At 70.7% G+C, this 15,197-nt stretch carries 16 protein-coding genes; 11 read left to right on the top strand and 5 right to left on the bottom strand.

Going from position 1 to position 15,197, the window contains the following annotated elements:
- Window positions 1–113: 113 nt before the first annotated feature.
- Both ABNT58_RS04850 and ABNT58_RS04845 read right to left on the bottom strand, forming a co-directional pair.
- A complete protein-coding gene (locus ABNT58_RS04850) occupies window positions 114–986 on the bottom strand; it encodes a UDP-2,3-diacylglucosamine diphosphatase (RefSeq protein ID WP_348752379.1) in 873 nt (290 codons plus the stop codon).
- 80 nt (window positions 987–1,066) lie between these two features.
- On the bottom strand, window positions 1,067–1,555 hold the full coding sequence (locus ABNT58_RS04845) for a carboxymuconolactone decarboxylase family protein (RefSeq protein WP_348752378.1): 489 nt from the start codon (window positions 1,553–1,555) through the stop codon (window positions 1,067–1,069).
- A gap of 133 nt (window positions 1,556–1,688) precedes the next feature.
- Between ABNT58_RS04845 and sigJ the strand changes: the two genes are divergently transcribed.
- The gene (sigJ, locus tag ABNT58_RS04840; RefSeq protein ID WP_348752377.1) at window positions 1,689–2,621 is read left to right on the top strand and encodes an RNA polymerase sigma factor SigJ; all 933 of its coding nucleotides are present in this window, start codon (window positions 1,689–1,691) and stop codon (window positions 2,619–2,621) included.
- A 24-nt stretch (window positions 2,622–2,645) separates the two neighbouring features.
- Here the strand turns inward: sigJ and ABNT58_RS04835 are convergent, their stop codons facing one another.
- The 3 genes from ABNT58_RS04835 to ABNT58_RS04825 all read right to left on the bottom strand — a co-directional run bounded on the left by ABNT58_RS04835 (window position 2,646) and on the right by ABNT58_RS04825 (window position 5,503).
- A complete protein-coding gene (locus ABNT58_RS04835; protein WP_348752376.1) occupies window positions 2,646–2,816 on the bottom strand; it encodes a hypothetical protein in 171 nt (56 codons plus the stop codon).
- 72 nt (window positions 2,817–2,888) lie between these two features.
- Complete coding sequence (locus tag ABNT58_RS04830; RefSeq protein WP_348752375.1) at window positions 2,889–4,127, bottom strand: FAD-dependent oxidoreductase; 1,239 nt, start codon at window positions 4,125–4,127, stop codon at window positions 2,889–2,891.
- A gap of 119 nt (window positions 4,128–4,246) precedes the next feature.
- A complete protein-coding gene (locus ABNT58_RS04825) occupies window positions 4,247–5,503 on the bottom strand; it encodes an NIPSNAP family protein (RefSeq protein ID WP_348752374.1) in 1,257 nt (418 codons plus the stop codon).
- A gap of 87 nt (window positions 5,504–5,590) precedes the next feature.
- Between ABNT58_RS04825 and ABNT58_RS04820 the strand changes: the two genes are divergently transcribed.
- The 10 genes from ABNT58_RS04820 to tssJ all read left to right on the top strand — a co-directional run.
- Window positions 5,591–6,571, top strand: a complete 981-nt coding sequence (locus ABNT58_RS04820) for a YafY family protein (RefSeq protein WP_348752373.1) — start codon at window positions 5,591–5,593, stop codon at window positions 6,569–6,571.
- Between the two features lie 46 nt (window positions 6,572–6,617).
- A complete protein-coding gene (locus ABNT58_RS04815; RefSeq protein ID WP_348752372.1) occupies window positions 6,618–7,172 on the top strand; it encodes an ECF-type sigma factor in 555 nt (184 codons plus the stop codon).
- 141 nt (window positions 7,173–7,313) lie between these two features.
- Window positions 7,314–10,181: a serine/threonine-protein kinase gene (locus tag ABNT58_RS04810; protein WP_348752371.1), complete on the top strand. Its 2,868-nt coding sequence runs from the start codon at window positions 7,314–7,316 to the stop codon at window positions 10,179–10,181.
- A 129-nt stretch (window positions 10,182–10,310) separates the two neighbouring features.
- Complete coding sequence (locus ABNT58_RS04805) at window positions 10,311–11,111, top strand: hypothetical protein (protein WP_348752370.1); 801 nt, start codon at window positions 10,311–10,313, stop codon at window positions 11,109–11,111.
- Between the two features lie 62 nt (window positions 11,112–11,173).
- Window positions 11,174–11,482, top strand: a complete 309-nt coding sequence (locus ABNT58_RS04800; RefSeq protein ID WP_348752369.1) for a hypothetical protein — start codon at window positions 11,174–11,176, stop codon at window positions 11,480–11,482.
- A gap of 15 nt (window positions 11,483–11,497) precedes the next feature.
- Window positions 11,498–11,659, top strand: a complete 162-nt coding sequence (locus ABNT58_RS04795; protein WP_348752368.1) for a hypothetical protein — start codon at window positions 11,498–11,500, stop codon at window positions 11,657–11,659.
- Between the two features lie 439 nt (window positions 11,660–12,098).
- Window positions 12,099–12,611, top strand: a complete 513-nt coding sequence (tssB, locus tag ABNT58_RS04790) for a type VI secretion system contractile sheath small subunit (protein WP_348752367.1) — start codon at window positions 12,099–12,101, stop codon at window positions 12,609–12,611.
- 29 nt (window positions 12,612–12,640) lie between these two features.
- Entirely contained in the window at window positions 12,641–14,134 is a 1,494-nt protein-coding gene (gene tssC, locus ABNT58_RS04785; RefSeq protein WP_348752366.1) for a type VI secretion system contractile sheath large subunit, read from the top strand.
- A 35-nt stretch (window positions 14,135–14,169) separates the two neighbouring features.
- Window positions 14,170–14,652: an Hcp family type VI secretion system effector gene (locus ABNT58_RS04780; RefSeq protein WP_348752365.1), complete on the top strand. Its 483-nt coding sequence runs from the start codon at window positions 14,170–14,172 to the stop codon at window positions 14,650–14,652.
- Between the two features lie 98 nt (window positions 14,653–14,750).
- A partial coding sequence (tssJ, locus tag ABNT58_RS04775) for a type VI secretion system lipoprotein TssJ (RefSeq protein WP_348752364.1) occupies window positions 14,751–15,197 on the top strand: 447 nt, incomplete at its 3' end.

Genomic DNA, 15,197 nt, shown 5'->3' with positions numbered 1-15,197 from the left:
GTCCGATCTAGGCGCAAAGCGCAGCCGTAGCTCGGGCTACGGCGAGCATTTGCAACGACGAGCGGGCGTCTTTGGGCGTGGTGAGCGGGCTCGAACGACAGACTCTCGTGCTCTCAGATCACGCCATCCAGCGACACCGGCTCCGGCGCGGCGGCGCTGGTCTTGCGCCCCTTGCGCAGCCCGCGCTTGACCGTCGTCTGCGGCACCCGCGCATTCCTGCTGCGGTCCAGGATCTCCAGCCGGCCGTCGGCGTGTTCCACCAGCGCGGTCAGGCTTTCCACCCAGTCGCCGTCGTTGCAATACAGCACGCCGTCGATGCTGCGCATCTCGGCATGGTGGATGTGGCCACAGACCACGCCGTCGGCGCCGCGGCGGTGGGCTTCGCGGGCCAGGGCGGATTCGAAGTCGCCCACGTAGCTCACCGCGCGCTTGACCTTGAGCTTGAGGTAGCGCGACAGGCTCCAGTACGGCAGCCCCAGCCGGGCCCGTGCGCTGTTGAACCAGCGGTTGACCTTGAGCGTGAACTCATAGGCCACATCGCCCACCAGGGCCAGCCAGCGGGCGCACTGCACCACGCCGTCGTACAGGTCGCCGTGGGTCACCCACAGCGTGCGGCCGTCGGCGGTGGTGTGCATGCACTCTTCCAGCACTTCCACGCCGCCGAAGTTCACGTCCAGGTAGCGGCGCGCGAACTCGTCGTGGTTGCCCGGCACGAAGACCACGCGCGTGCCCTTGCGCGCCTTGCGCAGGATCTTCTGCACCACGTCGTTGTGCGACTGCGGCCAGTACCAGCTGCGGCGCAGCTGCCAGCCGTCGATGATGTCGCCCACCAGGTACAGAGTCTCGCACTCCACCTCGCGCAGGAATTCCAGCAGCGCCAGCGCCTGGCAGCCCGGCGTGCCCAGGTGCAGGTCGGAGATCCAGACGGTGCGCATCTGCAGCACCGGCGCTGGGCGATCGGCATAGGCGTCGGGGTCGGGTCGCATGCAGGCATGCTGGGCCGGCCTCATGACCACGGCATGACGCCGGGGTGACGTTCGTGCGACGCTGCAGCGACGGCCGGGTGTCAGGCCAGGCCCGCCTTGTCCAGGCCATAGGCCTTGTCGAGCGAGCCGGGCAGCGTGCGAAAGGCCACACCCGCGCGGTTCCAGGCGTTGATCAGCATGACCTGGTAGGTGAGGTCGCTCAGCGCTGCCTCGTCGAACTGCTCGCGCACCGCGGCATACAGCGCGTCGCTGATGCCTTCGGGCGCCAGGTGCGTCAGTGCCTCGGCCCAAGCCAGCCCAGCACGTTCCTGCGCGGTGAACAGCGGCGATTCGCGCCACGCGGCCAGGTGGTACAGGCGCAGCTCGCGCTCGCCGTGCAGCTTGGCCTGCTTGCTGTGCATGTCCAGGCAGAAGCTGCAGCCATTGAGTTGCGAGACGCGGATGTCGATCAGGTGCAGCAGCGCGGCATCCACATGGCCGCGGCGGGCCAGGGTCAGGTTCACATCGGCCAGCTTCTTGAAGAGGTCACTGGACAGGGCGGCGTGGTTCAGTCGGGGAAGGGTGCTCATGGTCCTGGCCTTGCGGCAGTGGTGGAGGGTTTGAAGGCCGGTCCGCGCCTGATGGCGCGGCGGTCTCACAGTCAAGACGAGCCAGCCCCGCCGCGTGTGACATTGCCCCTGCGCGTGGCCTACAGTCGCCCTGATGTCCACGCCCATACCCGGCCTGGCGCAGGCCCAGGACGAGCGGGCGCTGCGCTTCCAGCAATTGCATGCGCGCGCCCTGCGGGCGCTGGCCTACCGCATGCTGGGCTCGCGGGCCGAGGCCGAGGACGTGGTGCAGGACGCCTGGCTGCGCTGGAGCACGGTGGACGAAGCCACGGTCCAGCATGCGGGCGCCTTCCTCTCGCGGCTGGTGACGCACCTGTGCCTGGACCGGCTGAAGTCGGCCGCCGCGCAGCGTGAGCGCTACGTGGGCGTGTGGTTGCCCGAGCCACTGGTGGACGAAGCCGCCGGCTGGTGCCCCGGCCCCGAGGCCCAGGCCGAGTACGCGCAGGAGGTGTCCACCGCCTTCCTGCTGGCGCTGCAACGGCTGTCGCCGCTGGAGCGGGCGGCCTTCCTGCTGCACGACGTGTTCGATCTGGACTTCGACGAGATCGGCAACCGGCTGCAGCGCAGCCCGACGGCCTGCCGCCAGCTGGCCAGCCGGGCGCGCAGCCGCGTGAGGGCCGGGGAGGCGCGGCAGACGGTGCAGGCGGACGAGCACGAGCGGCTGCTGGCCGCCTTCATCCAGGCCTTGCAGCAGCAGGACGTGGCTGCGATGGCGCAGGTGCTGACCGACGACGCGGTGCTGCTGGCCGATGGCGGCGGCAAGGTGAACGCGGTGCCGCGCGCGCTGTCAGGCGGCGGGCGTGTGGCCAAGGCGCTGGTGGGCTTCACCAAGCTGCCGGGGCATCTGCAGTGGCGGCTGCAGCCGGCGTGGATCAATGGCGAGCCGGGCTACGTGGCGTATGACGTCCAGGGCCTGCCGGTGCAGACGGTGGTGCTGCGGCCGGCCGGGTCGGGCCGCATCGCCGCGGTGTACATCCAGCGCAACCCCGACAAGCTGCGCCACCTGCGGCCGCTGCCACCCGCCTGAGCTGCGGGCGCTGGCGCCGCCCGCTCAGTGCGGCGGAATCCAGTCCAGCACCAGGTGCACCAGGCACGACAGCGAGGCCGCCAGCCGGAACAAGGTGTCCAGCACCTGCGCGCAGGCCTGCAGCAGCGTGGCGGGCACGGCCAGCGCATCGGCCAGCAGGGCGCGCAGGGTTTGCAGCAAGGTGTCGATGCACATGGCCGTGATGCTACGGCTTGCGCCCGCGGCAGCCAAGCCGCTCGGGGCCTTTCAAGGTAGGGGCGGTGGCGGTCAACCGAAGCGCGCCGGTGCGTAGGGCGCGGGGTCCAGCAGTGGTGCCTCGCCGCCGATCAGCTCGGCCAGCAGCCGGCCGCTGGCCGGGCCCAGCGTGAAGCCTTGGTGCGCGTGGCCCAGGTTGAACCACAGGCCCCGGTGGCGTGGCGCAGCGCCGATCACCGGCAGCATGTCGGCGGTGCAGGGGCGTGCGCCCATCCAGGGCGTTTCTTCCACCGGCGTGCCCAGCGGCAGCAGCTCGCGGGCCAGCGCCTCGGCCTTGTGCATCTGCACCGGGGTGGGCGCCGCGTCCAGCCGCGCGAACTCGGCGCCGGTGGTCACACGCACGCCGCGCTGCATCGGGCCCATCACCAGGCCGGCTTCCACGTCGTACAGCGACAGCCGGGGCAGCACCGGCGCGGCGTAGTGGCGGTGGTAGCCCCGCTTGATGAAGAGCGGATAGCGGTAGCCCAGGCCTTGCAGCAAGCCGGCCGACCAAGGGCCCAGGGCCACCACCGCCTGCGCGGCCTGCACTTCGCCTTCGGCCGTGTGCACCCGCCAGCCCCTGCCGGCCGGTGCCAGGCTGGTGGCATCGCCGATCAGCACCCGGCCGCCACGCGCCTGCAGGGCCTGCGCATACAGGCCCACCAACGCGCCGGGGTCGTTCACCGTCCAGGGGTCCAGCCAGTGCAGGGCGCCCACGGCGCGTTCGGTCACGCCGGGTTCTTCGCGCCGCAGCGTGGCGCGGTCCATCACCGCATGGCGCAGGCCATGGCGCGCGGCCAGCTGCTGCGCCTCGACGACTGCGGCGTCCATCGCCGCGGGCGTGCGAAAGATCCAGCGGTAGCCTTCGCGCCGCACCAGCCGATGGGCGCCGGCCAGCTCGATCAGCTCGTCGTGCGTGTACAGGCTGTGGGCGATCAGCGCCGCATAGGCCTGCGACAGCTGCGCATGCCGTGCGGGCGCCGAGTTGCGCCAGTAGCGCGCCAGCGGGCCGGCCAGGCCGGGCAGGGCGCCCAGGTGGTAGTGCACGTCGGCCCCGCGGCCCAGCGCCACGCCCAGCAGCTTGCCCCAGTGGCGCGGAAACGCATAAGGCACCACGGCTTCGCGCTGGATGATGCCGGCGTTGCCGTACGAGGTCTCGCGGCCCGGCTCGCGCCGGTCGACCAGGGTGACCGCATGGCCGCGCAGCGCCAGGTGCAGCGCGGTGCAGGTGCCCACCATGCCGGCACCCAGCACAAGGACGTCGGGCTTCATGCGGCGGTGGGGCGGTGGTTGGGCTGGGGCATGAGCAGGATCATGGTGGGTGAAACAGCCGATTATTCAGCCATGGGGCGCGCGGCGGCCATGGCAATGGCGGTCGTACAGCGCAGCCCTCATGCGGCCGAATGGCCCATCGCAGACCGTGCCGTGGGCACCAAGCGATGGTGGTGCGGCGGCGCGGCCAGCCAGGCCTGGAGTTCCTCGTGCACCGTGGCCGTGCAGGCTTCAGCCGGCGACTCTGCAGCGCCCGCTGCGATGGGCCACACTGTCGCCAACGTCAACACTTCAACATCCCGCCGCACTGGCAGCCGCGCAAAGGTGTTGTCCGCAAGCTCGCTGACGTACCAGCCCGCCGACACCACGCCCGCGTGCTGCAGCCGGGGCGCCAGCCGCTCGCGGCACAGCGCCAGCAAGTCTGGCGTGGCCGCCTCGCGCAATGGGAACACGCTGATCACCACCCGCTGCGGCGGCGCCATGCGCACCGGCCCCGCCGCACGTTGCAGCCCGGCCAGCGGCAGGCCGGCACCCGGCCAGGCGGGCCGCAGCAGCAGCACGTCGTCCGAATCCACCATCGTGGCATTGGCCCGGTCCCGGTGCTGGCGCCACACCGGCCCGTCGTAAAAGCCCGCCAGCGCGGCCGCGCGTGTCGCCATGTCGGCAAAGCCGCGCAGCCACACGAAGCGGTCGGGCGCGTCCTCGTCGCGGAACTGGCCGATCACCACCATCCCCTGCGCTTCCTGCGGCTCGATGAAGTGCGTGTCGAACAGGTCGATCAAGTCATCACGCCGGCCGGGGTGCAGCGTGTAACGCCGCAGCTCCAGCACCTGCGGATCGAGGTCGGGCAGGGGCTGCAGCACGGGTTGGTCGGCCAGGCGCTCGAAGTCCATCGTCCAGTTCACTTCCCAGCTGTGGCCGTCGTCCGCGGAAAAAGCCTGTTCCCAATGCGCATGGTCCGGACCCTGGCGCAGCCAGCGAAAGCGCACGCGCACCGGCCGGCGTTCCACCACGTCGTGGCCCTCGAACAGGCCTTCGCCGCCCATGAAGCCACCGACCACCGGCGGGTCGAGCTGGCCGGTTGCGGCATCCAGGCCGGCGCCTTCGTTGGTGAGCCAGTGGATGCTCCACAGCCCCGTGGCCGGATTGAAGCAGCGCAGGCTCATGCCCACCCAACCCGGCCGCCAGGCTTCTGCCACCAGGGTATCGAAGTGAACCAGGCCGCCGGGCAGGCGCTGCGCGTGGGTGGTGGCCTCGAAGGTGTCCCACGCGGTGCAGCCGACCAGCCGCTGGCGCAGGCGGCGCTGGCGGCTGCGCCAGGTGCCGAGCATGAAGTCGAAATCGGCGCAGCTGCCGCGGGGCATGGTTGTGGGCATGAAAAGGTCCTGCAGACAAGGTGGCCGCATGCTCGCTGGCATAAAGTGACACCGCATGTCATGTTTTCCTGAAACCCGACCCCGCCGATGAAGGCCAGCCGCCTGCTGTCGCTGTTGATGCTGCTGCAAAGCCGCGGCCGGTCCACCGCGCCCGAGCTGGCGCAGGCGCTGGAGGTGTCCACCCGCACCATCCTGCGCGACATCGACCAGCTGTCCGCCGCCGGCGTGCCGGTGTGGGGCGAGCGGGGCCGGCAGGGCGGCTTCCAGTTGCGGCCGGGCTGGAGCACCCAGCTCACCGGCCTCACCGAACCCGAGGCCAGCGCGCTGCTGCTGGCCGGCCTGCCGGGCCCGGCCACTGAGCTGGGTCTGGGCGATGCCGCGGTGTCGGCGCGGCTGAAGCTGCTGGCCAGCGTGCCGCTGCCGCTGCGCACCGGCGCGGCCGACGTGGCACAGCGGCTGCACATCGACCCGCACGACTGGTACCGCGCGCCCGATGCGGCGCCCTGGCTGCGTGAGGCGGCCGAAGCGGTGTGGCGCGGCCGCCGGGTGGTGGTGGACTACACCAGCTGGCAGCGCCGCGCCCAGCGCGAACTCGATCCGCTGGGCCTGGTGCTCAAGGCGGGCAGCTGGTACCTGGTGGCGCTGGCGCCCGGCCAGACCGAGCCGCGCACCTACCGGCTGGCCAGCATCGGCCGCATGCAGCTGCTGACGCAGGCGGTGCGCCGGCCACGGGGCTTCGACCTGGCGGCGTACTGGCAGGCTTCAGCCGCGCGCTTCGAGGCGCAGCTGCGCCCGTTGGTGGCGCAGGTGCTGGCCTCGCCGCGGGCGCTGGCGTGGCTGGTGCAGGCGCGTCGGCCCCACACGCTGCAGGCCGGCCCACCGGCCGGCGTGCGGCTGCCGCGCGGCTGGCGCTGCATCGAGCTGCCGATCGAGTCCATCGACCACGGCGCACGCCAGGTGCTGGGCCATGGCGCGCAGCTGCAGGTGCTGGGCCCGCCGGCCTTGCGGCGGGCGGTGGCGCGGCTGGCACGGCAGCTGCTGGCGCAGCACGACACCGTCGCACGTTAGGATGGGTCGCACCCCTTACCACCCCACGCCTGGTTGCACGCCGCCCATGGGAGACATCACGCAGTTGCTGGTCCGCGCACGCGAAGGCGACAAGCCGGCCCTGGATGCCATCTTCGAGCTGCTGCACCCCGAGCTGCGCCAGATCGCGCACCGGCGCCTGTCGCACCACCGGCGCGACGGCCATGTGGACACCACCGCCCTGGTCAACGAGTGCTACCTCAAGCTGGTCAAGCGCGACCAGCTCACCCCGGCCGACCGGGCGCACTTCCTGGCCTACGCCGCCACCGTGATGCGGTCCATCATCGTGGATGCGGCACGCGCCGCGCAGGCCGAGCGCCGCGGAGGCGATGCCCGCCCGGTGACGCTGGACACCGCGCTGCTGGCCTCCATCCCCAACCCGGTCGACGAGATCGTGGACGTGCATGCCGCGCTGGAAGAGCTGCGCCAGGTGGACGAGCGCCTGGTGCGGGTGGTGGAGATGCGGTTTTTCGCCGGCCTGCCCGACGAAGAGATCGCCCTGGCCTTGGGTGTGACCGATCGCACCGTGCGCCGCGACTGGGCCAAGGCCCGGTTGCTGCTGGCGCACGCGCTGCGGCACTGAACCGCCAGATGTCCGCTCGGGCAGGGCGCCTACGTCCATGGCTGTAACGGCGGCCGTCGGTGCCGCGTGGTTTGGCAGGAGGCCTTCGATGTCTGCAGCACATGCCCTGATGCCCATGCCGGCCGCGGCGGAGCGCGGGCGATGAAGCCCTCGGCCATCGCCTCGCTGCAGGCCGCCTGGCCGGTGGTCAGCGAGCTGCTGGACCAGGCGCTGGCGCTGCCGCCCGACCAGCGCGACCGCTGGCTGGACCAGCTGGCCGGGCCCCACGCCCAGCACCGCGACACGCTGCGCGCGCTGCTGGCCACGCAGGCCGAGATCGAGACCGGCGACTTCCTCGGTGCGTTGCCACCGCTGCCAGCCATCGAGGCAGCTGCCGGCGCGGCGCCGGGCGTCATCGTGGGGCCTTACCGGCTGGTGTCGCAGATCGGCCGCGGCGGCATGGCCAGCGTGTGGCTGGCCGAGCGGGTCGATGGGCTGATGCGGCGCCCGGTGGCGCTGAAGCTGCCGGCGGTGGCCTGGGGCGAAGCCTTTGCCACCCGCCTGGTGCGTGAGCGCGAGATCTTGGCCGCGCTGGCCCATGAACACATCGCGCGCCTGTACGACGCCGGCGTGGACGCGCAGGGCCGGCCCTACCTGGCCATGGAATATGTGGACGGCCAGCCCATCGACAGCCATGCCCGCCAGCACCGCCTGCCGCTCAAGGCCCGGGTGGATCTGCTGCTGCAGGTGATGGCCGCAGTGGCCCATGCCCATGCCCGGCTGGTGGTGCACCGCGACCTCAAGCCCAGCAACATCCTGGTGACGGCCGAAGGCCGCGTGTCGTTGCTGGACTTCGGCATCGCCAAGCTGCTGGCCGGCGAGCTGACGCAGGAAACCGCCTTGACCCGCCTGGGCGGCCATGCGCTCACGCCCGACTACGCCAGCCCCGAGCAGATCCGCGGCGAGCCGCTGGGCACCGCCACCGACGTCTACAGCCTGGGCATGGTGGCCTATGAGCTGCTGGCCGGCCGCCTGCCGTACCGGCTGCCGCGCGGCGGCGCGGCCGAGCTGGTGCAGGCCATGGCCGCGGTGCAGGTGCCGCGGCCCAGCCAGCTGGCCGCCGATTTGCCGCAGGAGGCGGGCCTGGCCCGCGCCGATGCCCGTGCCTTGCAGGGCGACCTCGACGCCATCTTGCTGCGCGCGCTCAAGCCCCAGCCCGAAGAACGCTACCTGTCGGTCGAAGCCTTTGCGCAGGACCTGCGCCGCTGGCGCGATGGCGAGCCGGTGCAGGCCCGGCCCGACAGCCTGGCCTACCGCGCGGGCAAGTTCATCGCCCGCCACCGGCTGCAGGTGGGCGCGGGCGCGGTGGCGGCGATCGCGCTGGTGGTGGGCGCGGGCGTGGCCGTGTGGCAGGCGCGCGAAGCCCATGCCCAGGCCGAACGTGCCTTGACCGAAGCTGCCACCGCACGCTCGGTGCAGGCATTCCTCGAATCGGTGTTCATGGCCAACACCGCCAACCAGGACGACCCCGAGGCCGCCCGCCGCACCACCGCCCGCGAGCTGCTGGACCGCGGCGCCGACCGCATCGAACGCGAACTCGCGGGCGCGCCCGAAGCGCAGCTGCGGCTGAACCAGACCATGCAGGAGATGTACATCCACATGGGCCTGAACGACCGCGCCACCGCGCTGCAGCGGCGCAGCCTGGCACTGGCCACGCGGCTGTACGGCGCCGAGAGCACACAGGCCATCGAGGCCCGCGTGAGCCTGGGCAAGAGCCTGCTGGAGATGAACGAGCGGGCCGCAGGCCGCGAGCAGCTGCTGGCGGCCGAAGCGGCCAGCCAGCGCGTGCCCGACCTGGGCCTGGAAGCGCGCATGACCATCGACCAGACGCTGGCCTTCCTCTTCATCAACGAAGACCCGGTGCGGGCCGCCGCACTGGCCGCGCGTGCGGTGCGGGCGGCGCGCCAGCTGCCGCCTTCGCAGGACACGATGAACGCTTTGCAGATGCTGGGCGAAACCAGCTTCAAGCTGGGCCGCCTGCCCGAGGCCGAAGCCGCGCTGCGCGATGCGGTGGCCCAGGTCGAGCGCCAGCCCGAGACCGGCGGTGGTGCGCTGCCGGTCCTGCTGGCCACCCTGGGCAGCACCCAGGCCAAACGGGGCCAGCCCGCGCAGGCGCTGGCCACGCTGCAGCGCGCGCAGGAGCAGGCGGTCAACCTGGGCGACCCGTACTCCCAGCACATCGTGGGCCAGAAGCTGGTGAGCTTCTACACCGAGAACGGCCGGCCCGCCGAGGCCGTGGCCGCAGGCGCGGCCGAAGTGGCCTGGGCCAGGGCCGCGGGCCGCGACTTCGGCGCGCTGCCGCTGCTGCTGGTGGGCCACCAGGCGCGTGCGCTGCTGGCCCATGGCCAGCCCGCTGCGGCCTGGCAGCTGCTGCAGGACTGGCGGGCCCAGGTCGACGGGCTGCCGCCCGACCTGCAGGCCGGCCTGCGCGCGGTGCGCGCCGACACGCTGGTGGCACTGGGCCGCGCGCCCGAGGCCGGTGCCGACATCGCGCGTGCCCTGCAGCTGGCGGGCGAGCATGGCTTCTTCGTGATCGGCGAAATCCGCCAGGTGCGTCGCCGTTGGTGGGTGGCGCAGGGCCAGGCCGCCCAGGCGCTGCAGGACTTTCGCGGCGACCCGTTCATGGCCGTGCCCGCCCCGGGCCCGCTGGTGACGCTGCGCCGGCAGGCCGAGGAGGCCACGCTGCTGCTGGCCGCCGGCCATGCGGCGATGGCGGCGGAACTGGCTGCGCAAGGCCTGGCTGCCGTGGTCGCGGCGCCCGAGCGGGCCTACGCCCGCCAGGCCGAAGCCACGCTGGCCGAAGTGCGCGGGCTGGCGCTGCTGCGCCAGGGCGAAGGCGCCGCCGCCGTGGCGCCGCTGACGCAGGCCGTGGCGCTGCAGCGCCTGCTGCTGGACGCCCGCAGCCCGCTGCTGGCGCGCACCCTGGCGGCGCTGGCCCAGGCGCAGGACGCCGCATCCGGCCGCCGTTGATCCGGCGCTGAAGCGCCCTGCGGCGATCCCCCCACGGAGGGAGGCGCCGGATGTCCGTCCCACCGAACCATCCCCGTACAGCCAGGACAAGGGGGGCGCATGCCGCGCCGCCCGCGGGCAGGAGTGGTGATGGACTGGTGGACCAAGGGCTTGTTGACGATGGCGTCGGTGGCGCTGGTGCTGGGACTGGCGCGTCGCTGGGGCGGCGCGGCGGCCGGCATCGTGGCCGGCCTGCCCACCACCACCGCGCCCGCGCTGGGCTGGATGGCGCACGAACAGGGCGCGCCGTTCGCGGCCCATGCCGCAGCCGCCACCGTGGCCGCCTGTGCCTTGATGGCGGCCTTTGCGCTGGCCTACGCCCATGCCTCGCTGCACCACCGGCCGCGCCGCGTGGCGCTGGCCTGGGGCGCCGTGGCGGCGCTGGCGATGGTGGGGCCGGTGCTGGCAGCCAGCCATCACCTGCTGCCCGCCCTGGTGCTGGCGGCGGCCTGCGGCCTGTTGGCCTGGCGCGCCTGGCCCGGCCTGCATCCACCGGTGGCCAACGCCGCCGGCGCACCGCCGCGCCGCTGGGCCACCACCGTGCTGCCTGCCGTGGTGGCCGCAGTGCTGAGCCTGGGGCTGAGCGCGGCCGGCCCCGCCATCGGCACCGGCATGGCCGGCCTGCTGGCCTCGCTGCCGGTGGTCAGCATCACGGTGGCATGGGCCCAGCATGCCGACGCCGGCCCGCCCGCGGCCCGCCAGTTCCTGCTGGGTACGGTCGCCGGCCTGTTCGGCCGCATGGCCTTCGGCACCGTCTTCGCCACCGCGCTGCCGGGCTGCGGCATCGGCTTTGCGCTGGTGCTCGCCGCCGGGGCCGCGGTGATGGTGAACCTGGGTTGCATGGCCCGGCTGGCGCGCGCGCCGGCCCTGGAGCGGCTGGCACGCGGCTGAGCTGTGAGTGCAGGGCGGATACTTCGCGGCACCACCCGCCGCACGCCCGCAGCCCGCCCTTCATGCCCACCTGGTCGCAGGTCACCTTCGAGCCCAGCGCAGCTTCGCTGGCCGCCTTGCAAGAGGCCTGGGCCTGGAAGCTGGGCGCCGACTGGACGCCGCTGCTGTGCTCCGCGCTGGGTGACGTGTTCATCGAGCTGCCGGCCCGCAGCGTCTGGTGGTTGAGCACGGCCACCGGCGCGCTCGAACACGTGGCCGACGACCGCAGCGCCTTCGAGCAGCTGCTGGACACCGACCGCTCACAGGAGTGGTTCCTGCCCGGCCTGGTGGCGGTGCTGCGGCAACAGGGCCAGCGGCTGCGCCGCGACTAGTGCTACTCGTACGCCGTGTTCCCGGTGTTCGCCGAAAGCAGCTTCTCGGCCGAGAACATGCATCCCCTGCCTGCCGCCGAGCACTTCACGCGCAGCGGCCGGCTGCACCGGCAGATTCAGGGGCTGCCGGATGGGGTGCAGGTGGCGGTGAGCGCCGCGAAGCGAGGGGCATGCTGAGTCTGGAGTCGCCGGCACCGGCCGCTCTAAAAAGAGTTTGAGCTGACCGGTTGCTGGCATGACTTGCTTGACCTTGAACTGCGTGCTGACTTGACTTCGACTTGAACGTCAAGATTTGCTGTGCCATTGCGGTCCTGGTTGCATAGGCTATCTCCCTAGTCGCCAAGCCATGCAGCAACGGCGGCGCAATTGCAGCCGGCATTCAAGCTGTCTGAGCGGGCCAATGCCACCGCTGATCTGTTCGTTGTGGCGCCCCGCGTCTGCCCTTTAACGGCGCCCGAACGGTTTTGATCAAGGCCTGCCGCCCCTTGGCCGTCTGAAGTCGCCATCCGCAGTTTTCACCTGAACGCCGACATGGGTTCGCCCTGTCTGCGCGCGTTTCTCCGTGCCGATGTGGTGATCGGCTCCACCTCAACCCCACCTTCGCAGAAGGACCAGCATGAGCGCCAACAGCAGCCAGAAGTTCATTGCACGCAACCGCGCACCGCGTGTGCAGATCGAGTACGACGTCGAGGTCTATGGCAGTGAGAAGAAGGTCGAGCTGCCCTTTGTCATGGGCGTGCTGGCCGATCTGTCGGGCAAGCCGTCGAAGCCGCTGCCGGAAGTCACCGAGCGCAAGTTCCTCGAGATCGACGTCGACAACTTCGACGAGCGCATGAAGGCCATCGCCCCGCGTGTGGCCTTCAGCGTGCCCAACACCTTGACCGGTGAAGGTCACGTGATGGTCGACATCACCTTCGAGAGCATGGACGACTTCTCGCCCGCGGCCGTGGCCCGCAAGGTGGATGCGCTGCGCCAGCTGCTGGACGCCCGCACCGAGCTGGCCAACCTGCAGACCTACATGGACGGCAAGGCCGGCGCCGAGGACCTCGTGCGCAAGCTGCTCGCCGATCCCACGCTGATGAAAACCCTGGCGGCGGCACCGAAGCCCGAACCCGCTGCCCAGGCCTGAACCCCTTTTTAGCTTCCAGGGAGTGACCCATGTCGAATGCCGAACTGCTCGAAGAACCCCGCGTACAAGCCGGCAACCCCAGCCTGTTTGCGCAACTGCTGGACCGTGAGTTCAAGCCCAAGGGCGACGAACAGCGCGAGGCGGTGGAATCCGCCGTGCGCACGCTGGCTCAGCAGGCGCTGAGCAACACCGTCACCATGAGCGACGATGCCTACGCCAGCATCGAAGCCATCATCGCGGAGATCGACGCCAAGCTCAGCGAGCAGATCAATCTCATCCTGCACCACGACGACTTCCAAGGCGTGGAGTCGGTCTGGCGCGGGCTCGATCACCTGGTCTCGAACACCGAGACCGACGAGATGCTGAAGATCCGCTTCATGGACATCAGCAAGTCCGAGCTGCGCCGCACCATGCGCCGCTACAAGGGCCTGGCCTGGGACCAGAGCCCCTTGTTCAAGCGGCTGTACGAAGAAGAGTACGGGCAACTCGGCGGTGAGCCCTACGGCTGCCTGGTGGCCGACTACTACTTCGACCACACGCCCCCCGACATCGAGCTGCTGGGCTCGATGGCCAAGATCGCGGCAGCGGCACACGCACCGTTCATCGCCGGCGCGGCGCCCAGCAACCTGCAGATGGACTCCTGGCAGGAACTGGCCAATCCCCGTGACCTGGCCAAGATCACCGGCAACCTGGAGCACGCCGCCTGGAACTCGCTGCGCGAGACCGAGGACGCCCGCTACATCGGCCTGGCCATGCCGCGCTTCCTGGCGCGGCTGCCGTATGGTGCCAAGACCAACCCGGTGGACGAGTTCAACTTCGAGGAGGACACCCAGGGCGCCGACCACAAGAACTACGTGTGGAACAACGCGGCCTATGCCATGGCGGTGAACATCAACCGCAGCTTCAAGCTCTATGGCTGGTGCACCATGATCCGCGGTGTCGAGTCCGGCGGCACGGTCGAGAACCTGCCCTGCCACACCTTCCCGACCGACGATGGCGGCTTCGACATGAAGTGCCCCACCGAGATCGCCATCTCCGACCGCCGTGAGGCGGAACTGGCCAAGGCCGGCTTCGTGCCGCTGGTGCATCGCAAGGGCACCGACCACGCCACCTTCATCGGTGCGCAGTCGCTGCAAAAGGCCCAGGAGTACACCGACGCCGACGCTACCGCCAACGCCAACCTCTCGGCCCGGCTGCCGTATCTGTTCGCCAGCACGCGCTTTGCGCATTACCTCAAGGCCATCGTGCGCGACAAGCTGGGCGCGTTCAAGGAACGCGACGAGATGCAGCGCTGGCTCAACGAATGGATCATGAATTACGTGGACGCCGACCCGGCCAACTCCAGCCAGGAAACCAAGGCACGTCGGCCGCTGGCTGCGGCTGAAGTGGTGGTGGAAGACATCGAAGGCAACCCCGGCTTCTACAGCGCCAAGTTCTTCCTGCGCCCGCACTTCCAGCTCGAAGGCCTGACCGTCAGCCTGCGCCTCGTGGCCAAGCTGCCCTCGGTCAAGGCGGCTGCCTGAGCCCTGTTCCCAACCCTTCATACGAGCCGATCACCATGGCACAAGACATCTTCCTGAAGATCAACGGCATCGACGGCGAGAGCATGGACTCCGCGCACAAGAACGAGATCGAGGTGCTCTCCTGGGACTGGGAGATCCTGCAGGAATCCAACATGCACGCCGGCTCTGGCGGTGGCTCCGGCAAGGCCACCGTCCGTGACCTGAAGTTCCTGCACTTCGTCGACCGTTCCAGTCCCAACCTGATGAAGTTCTGCCTCACCGGCAAGCACATCCCCGAGGCCAAGCTGGTGGTGCGCAAGGCCGGCGGCAATCCGCTCGAGTACCTGAAGATCACCATGAGCGACGTGGTGATCACCGCCGTGGCGCCGGTGGGCAGCAGCGCGGAAGAGCGCATCAAGGAGCGGGTGAACCTCTCGTTCGCCAAGGTCAAGCAGGAGTACACGGTGCAGAACCAGCAGGGTGGCTCCGGCGGCGCCGTGACGGCGGGCTATGACATCAAGCTGAACAAGGAAGCCTGACGCCGGCCTGGACATCCCCAGGCCGTTTCCTGCAGCCAGACCGGCGGCGGCCAGCCGCCGCCGGTCTGGCTGCACCACCTGTTCTTTGCGCGCTAGCCATGCCCATGTTCCCACTCTTGCGCTTGGCTGCTGGCCTTGCGACCGCCTGGCTGCTTGGCATGCCGGCCGCAGCACAGGAAGCCAAGGAGGCCACGAAACTGGTCCTTCAGATCGAGGCCACGGCCCAGGCCAACCCCGACGTGTCCGGAAGACCCTCGCCGGTCAAGGTGCGCGTCTACGAGCTGCAGGACGGCGCCTCGTTCGCTGAGGCCGATTACTTCAGCCTCAACAGCAACGACAAGAGCGTTTTGGCCAGCGATCTGCTGGCCCGCGACGAGTTCATCCTTCGCCCCGGCGAGAGCCGCAGGATCGAGCGCAAGGGCAACCCCAAGACGCAGGCCATCGGCCTGCTGGTGGGCTACTACGACCTGAACAGCACCTGGCGGGTCATCCAGCCGCTGCCCGCAGCGCCTGAAGCGGCCTGGTACCGGGCCTTGCTGCCGAGC

It is taken from the genome of uncultured Aquincola sp. (genome assembly GCF_964001545.1).
GTDB lineage: Bacteria > Pseudomonadota > Gammaproteobacteria > Burkholderiales > Burkholderiaceae_C > Aquincola.
This window is presented reverse-complemented; position numbering and strand designations above follow the sequence as displayed.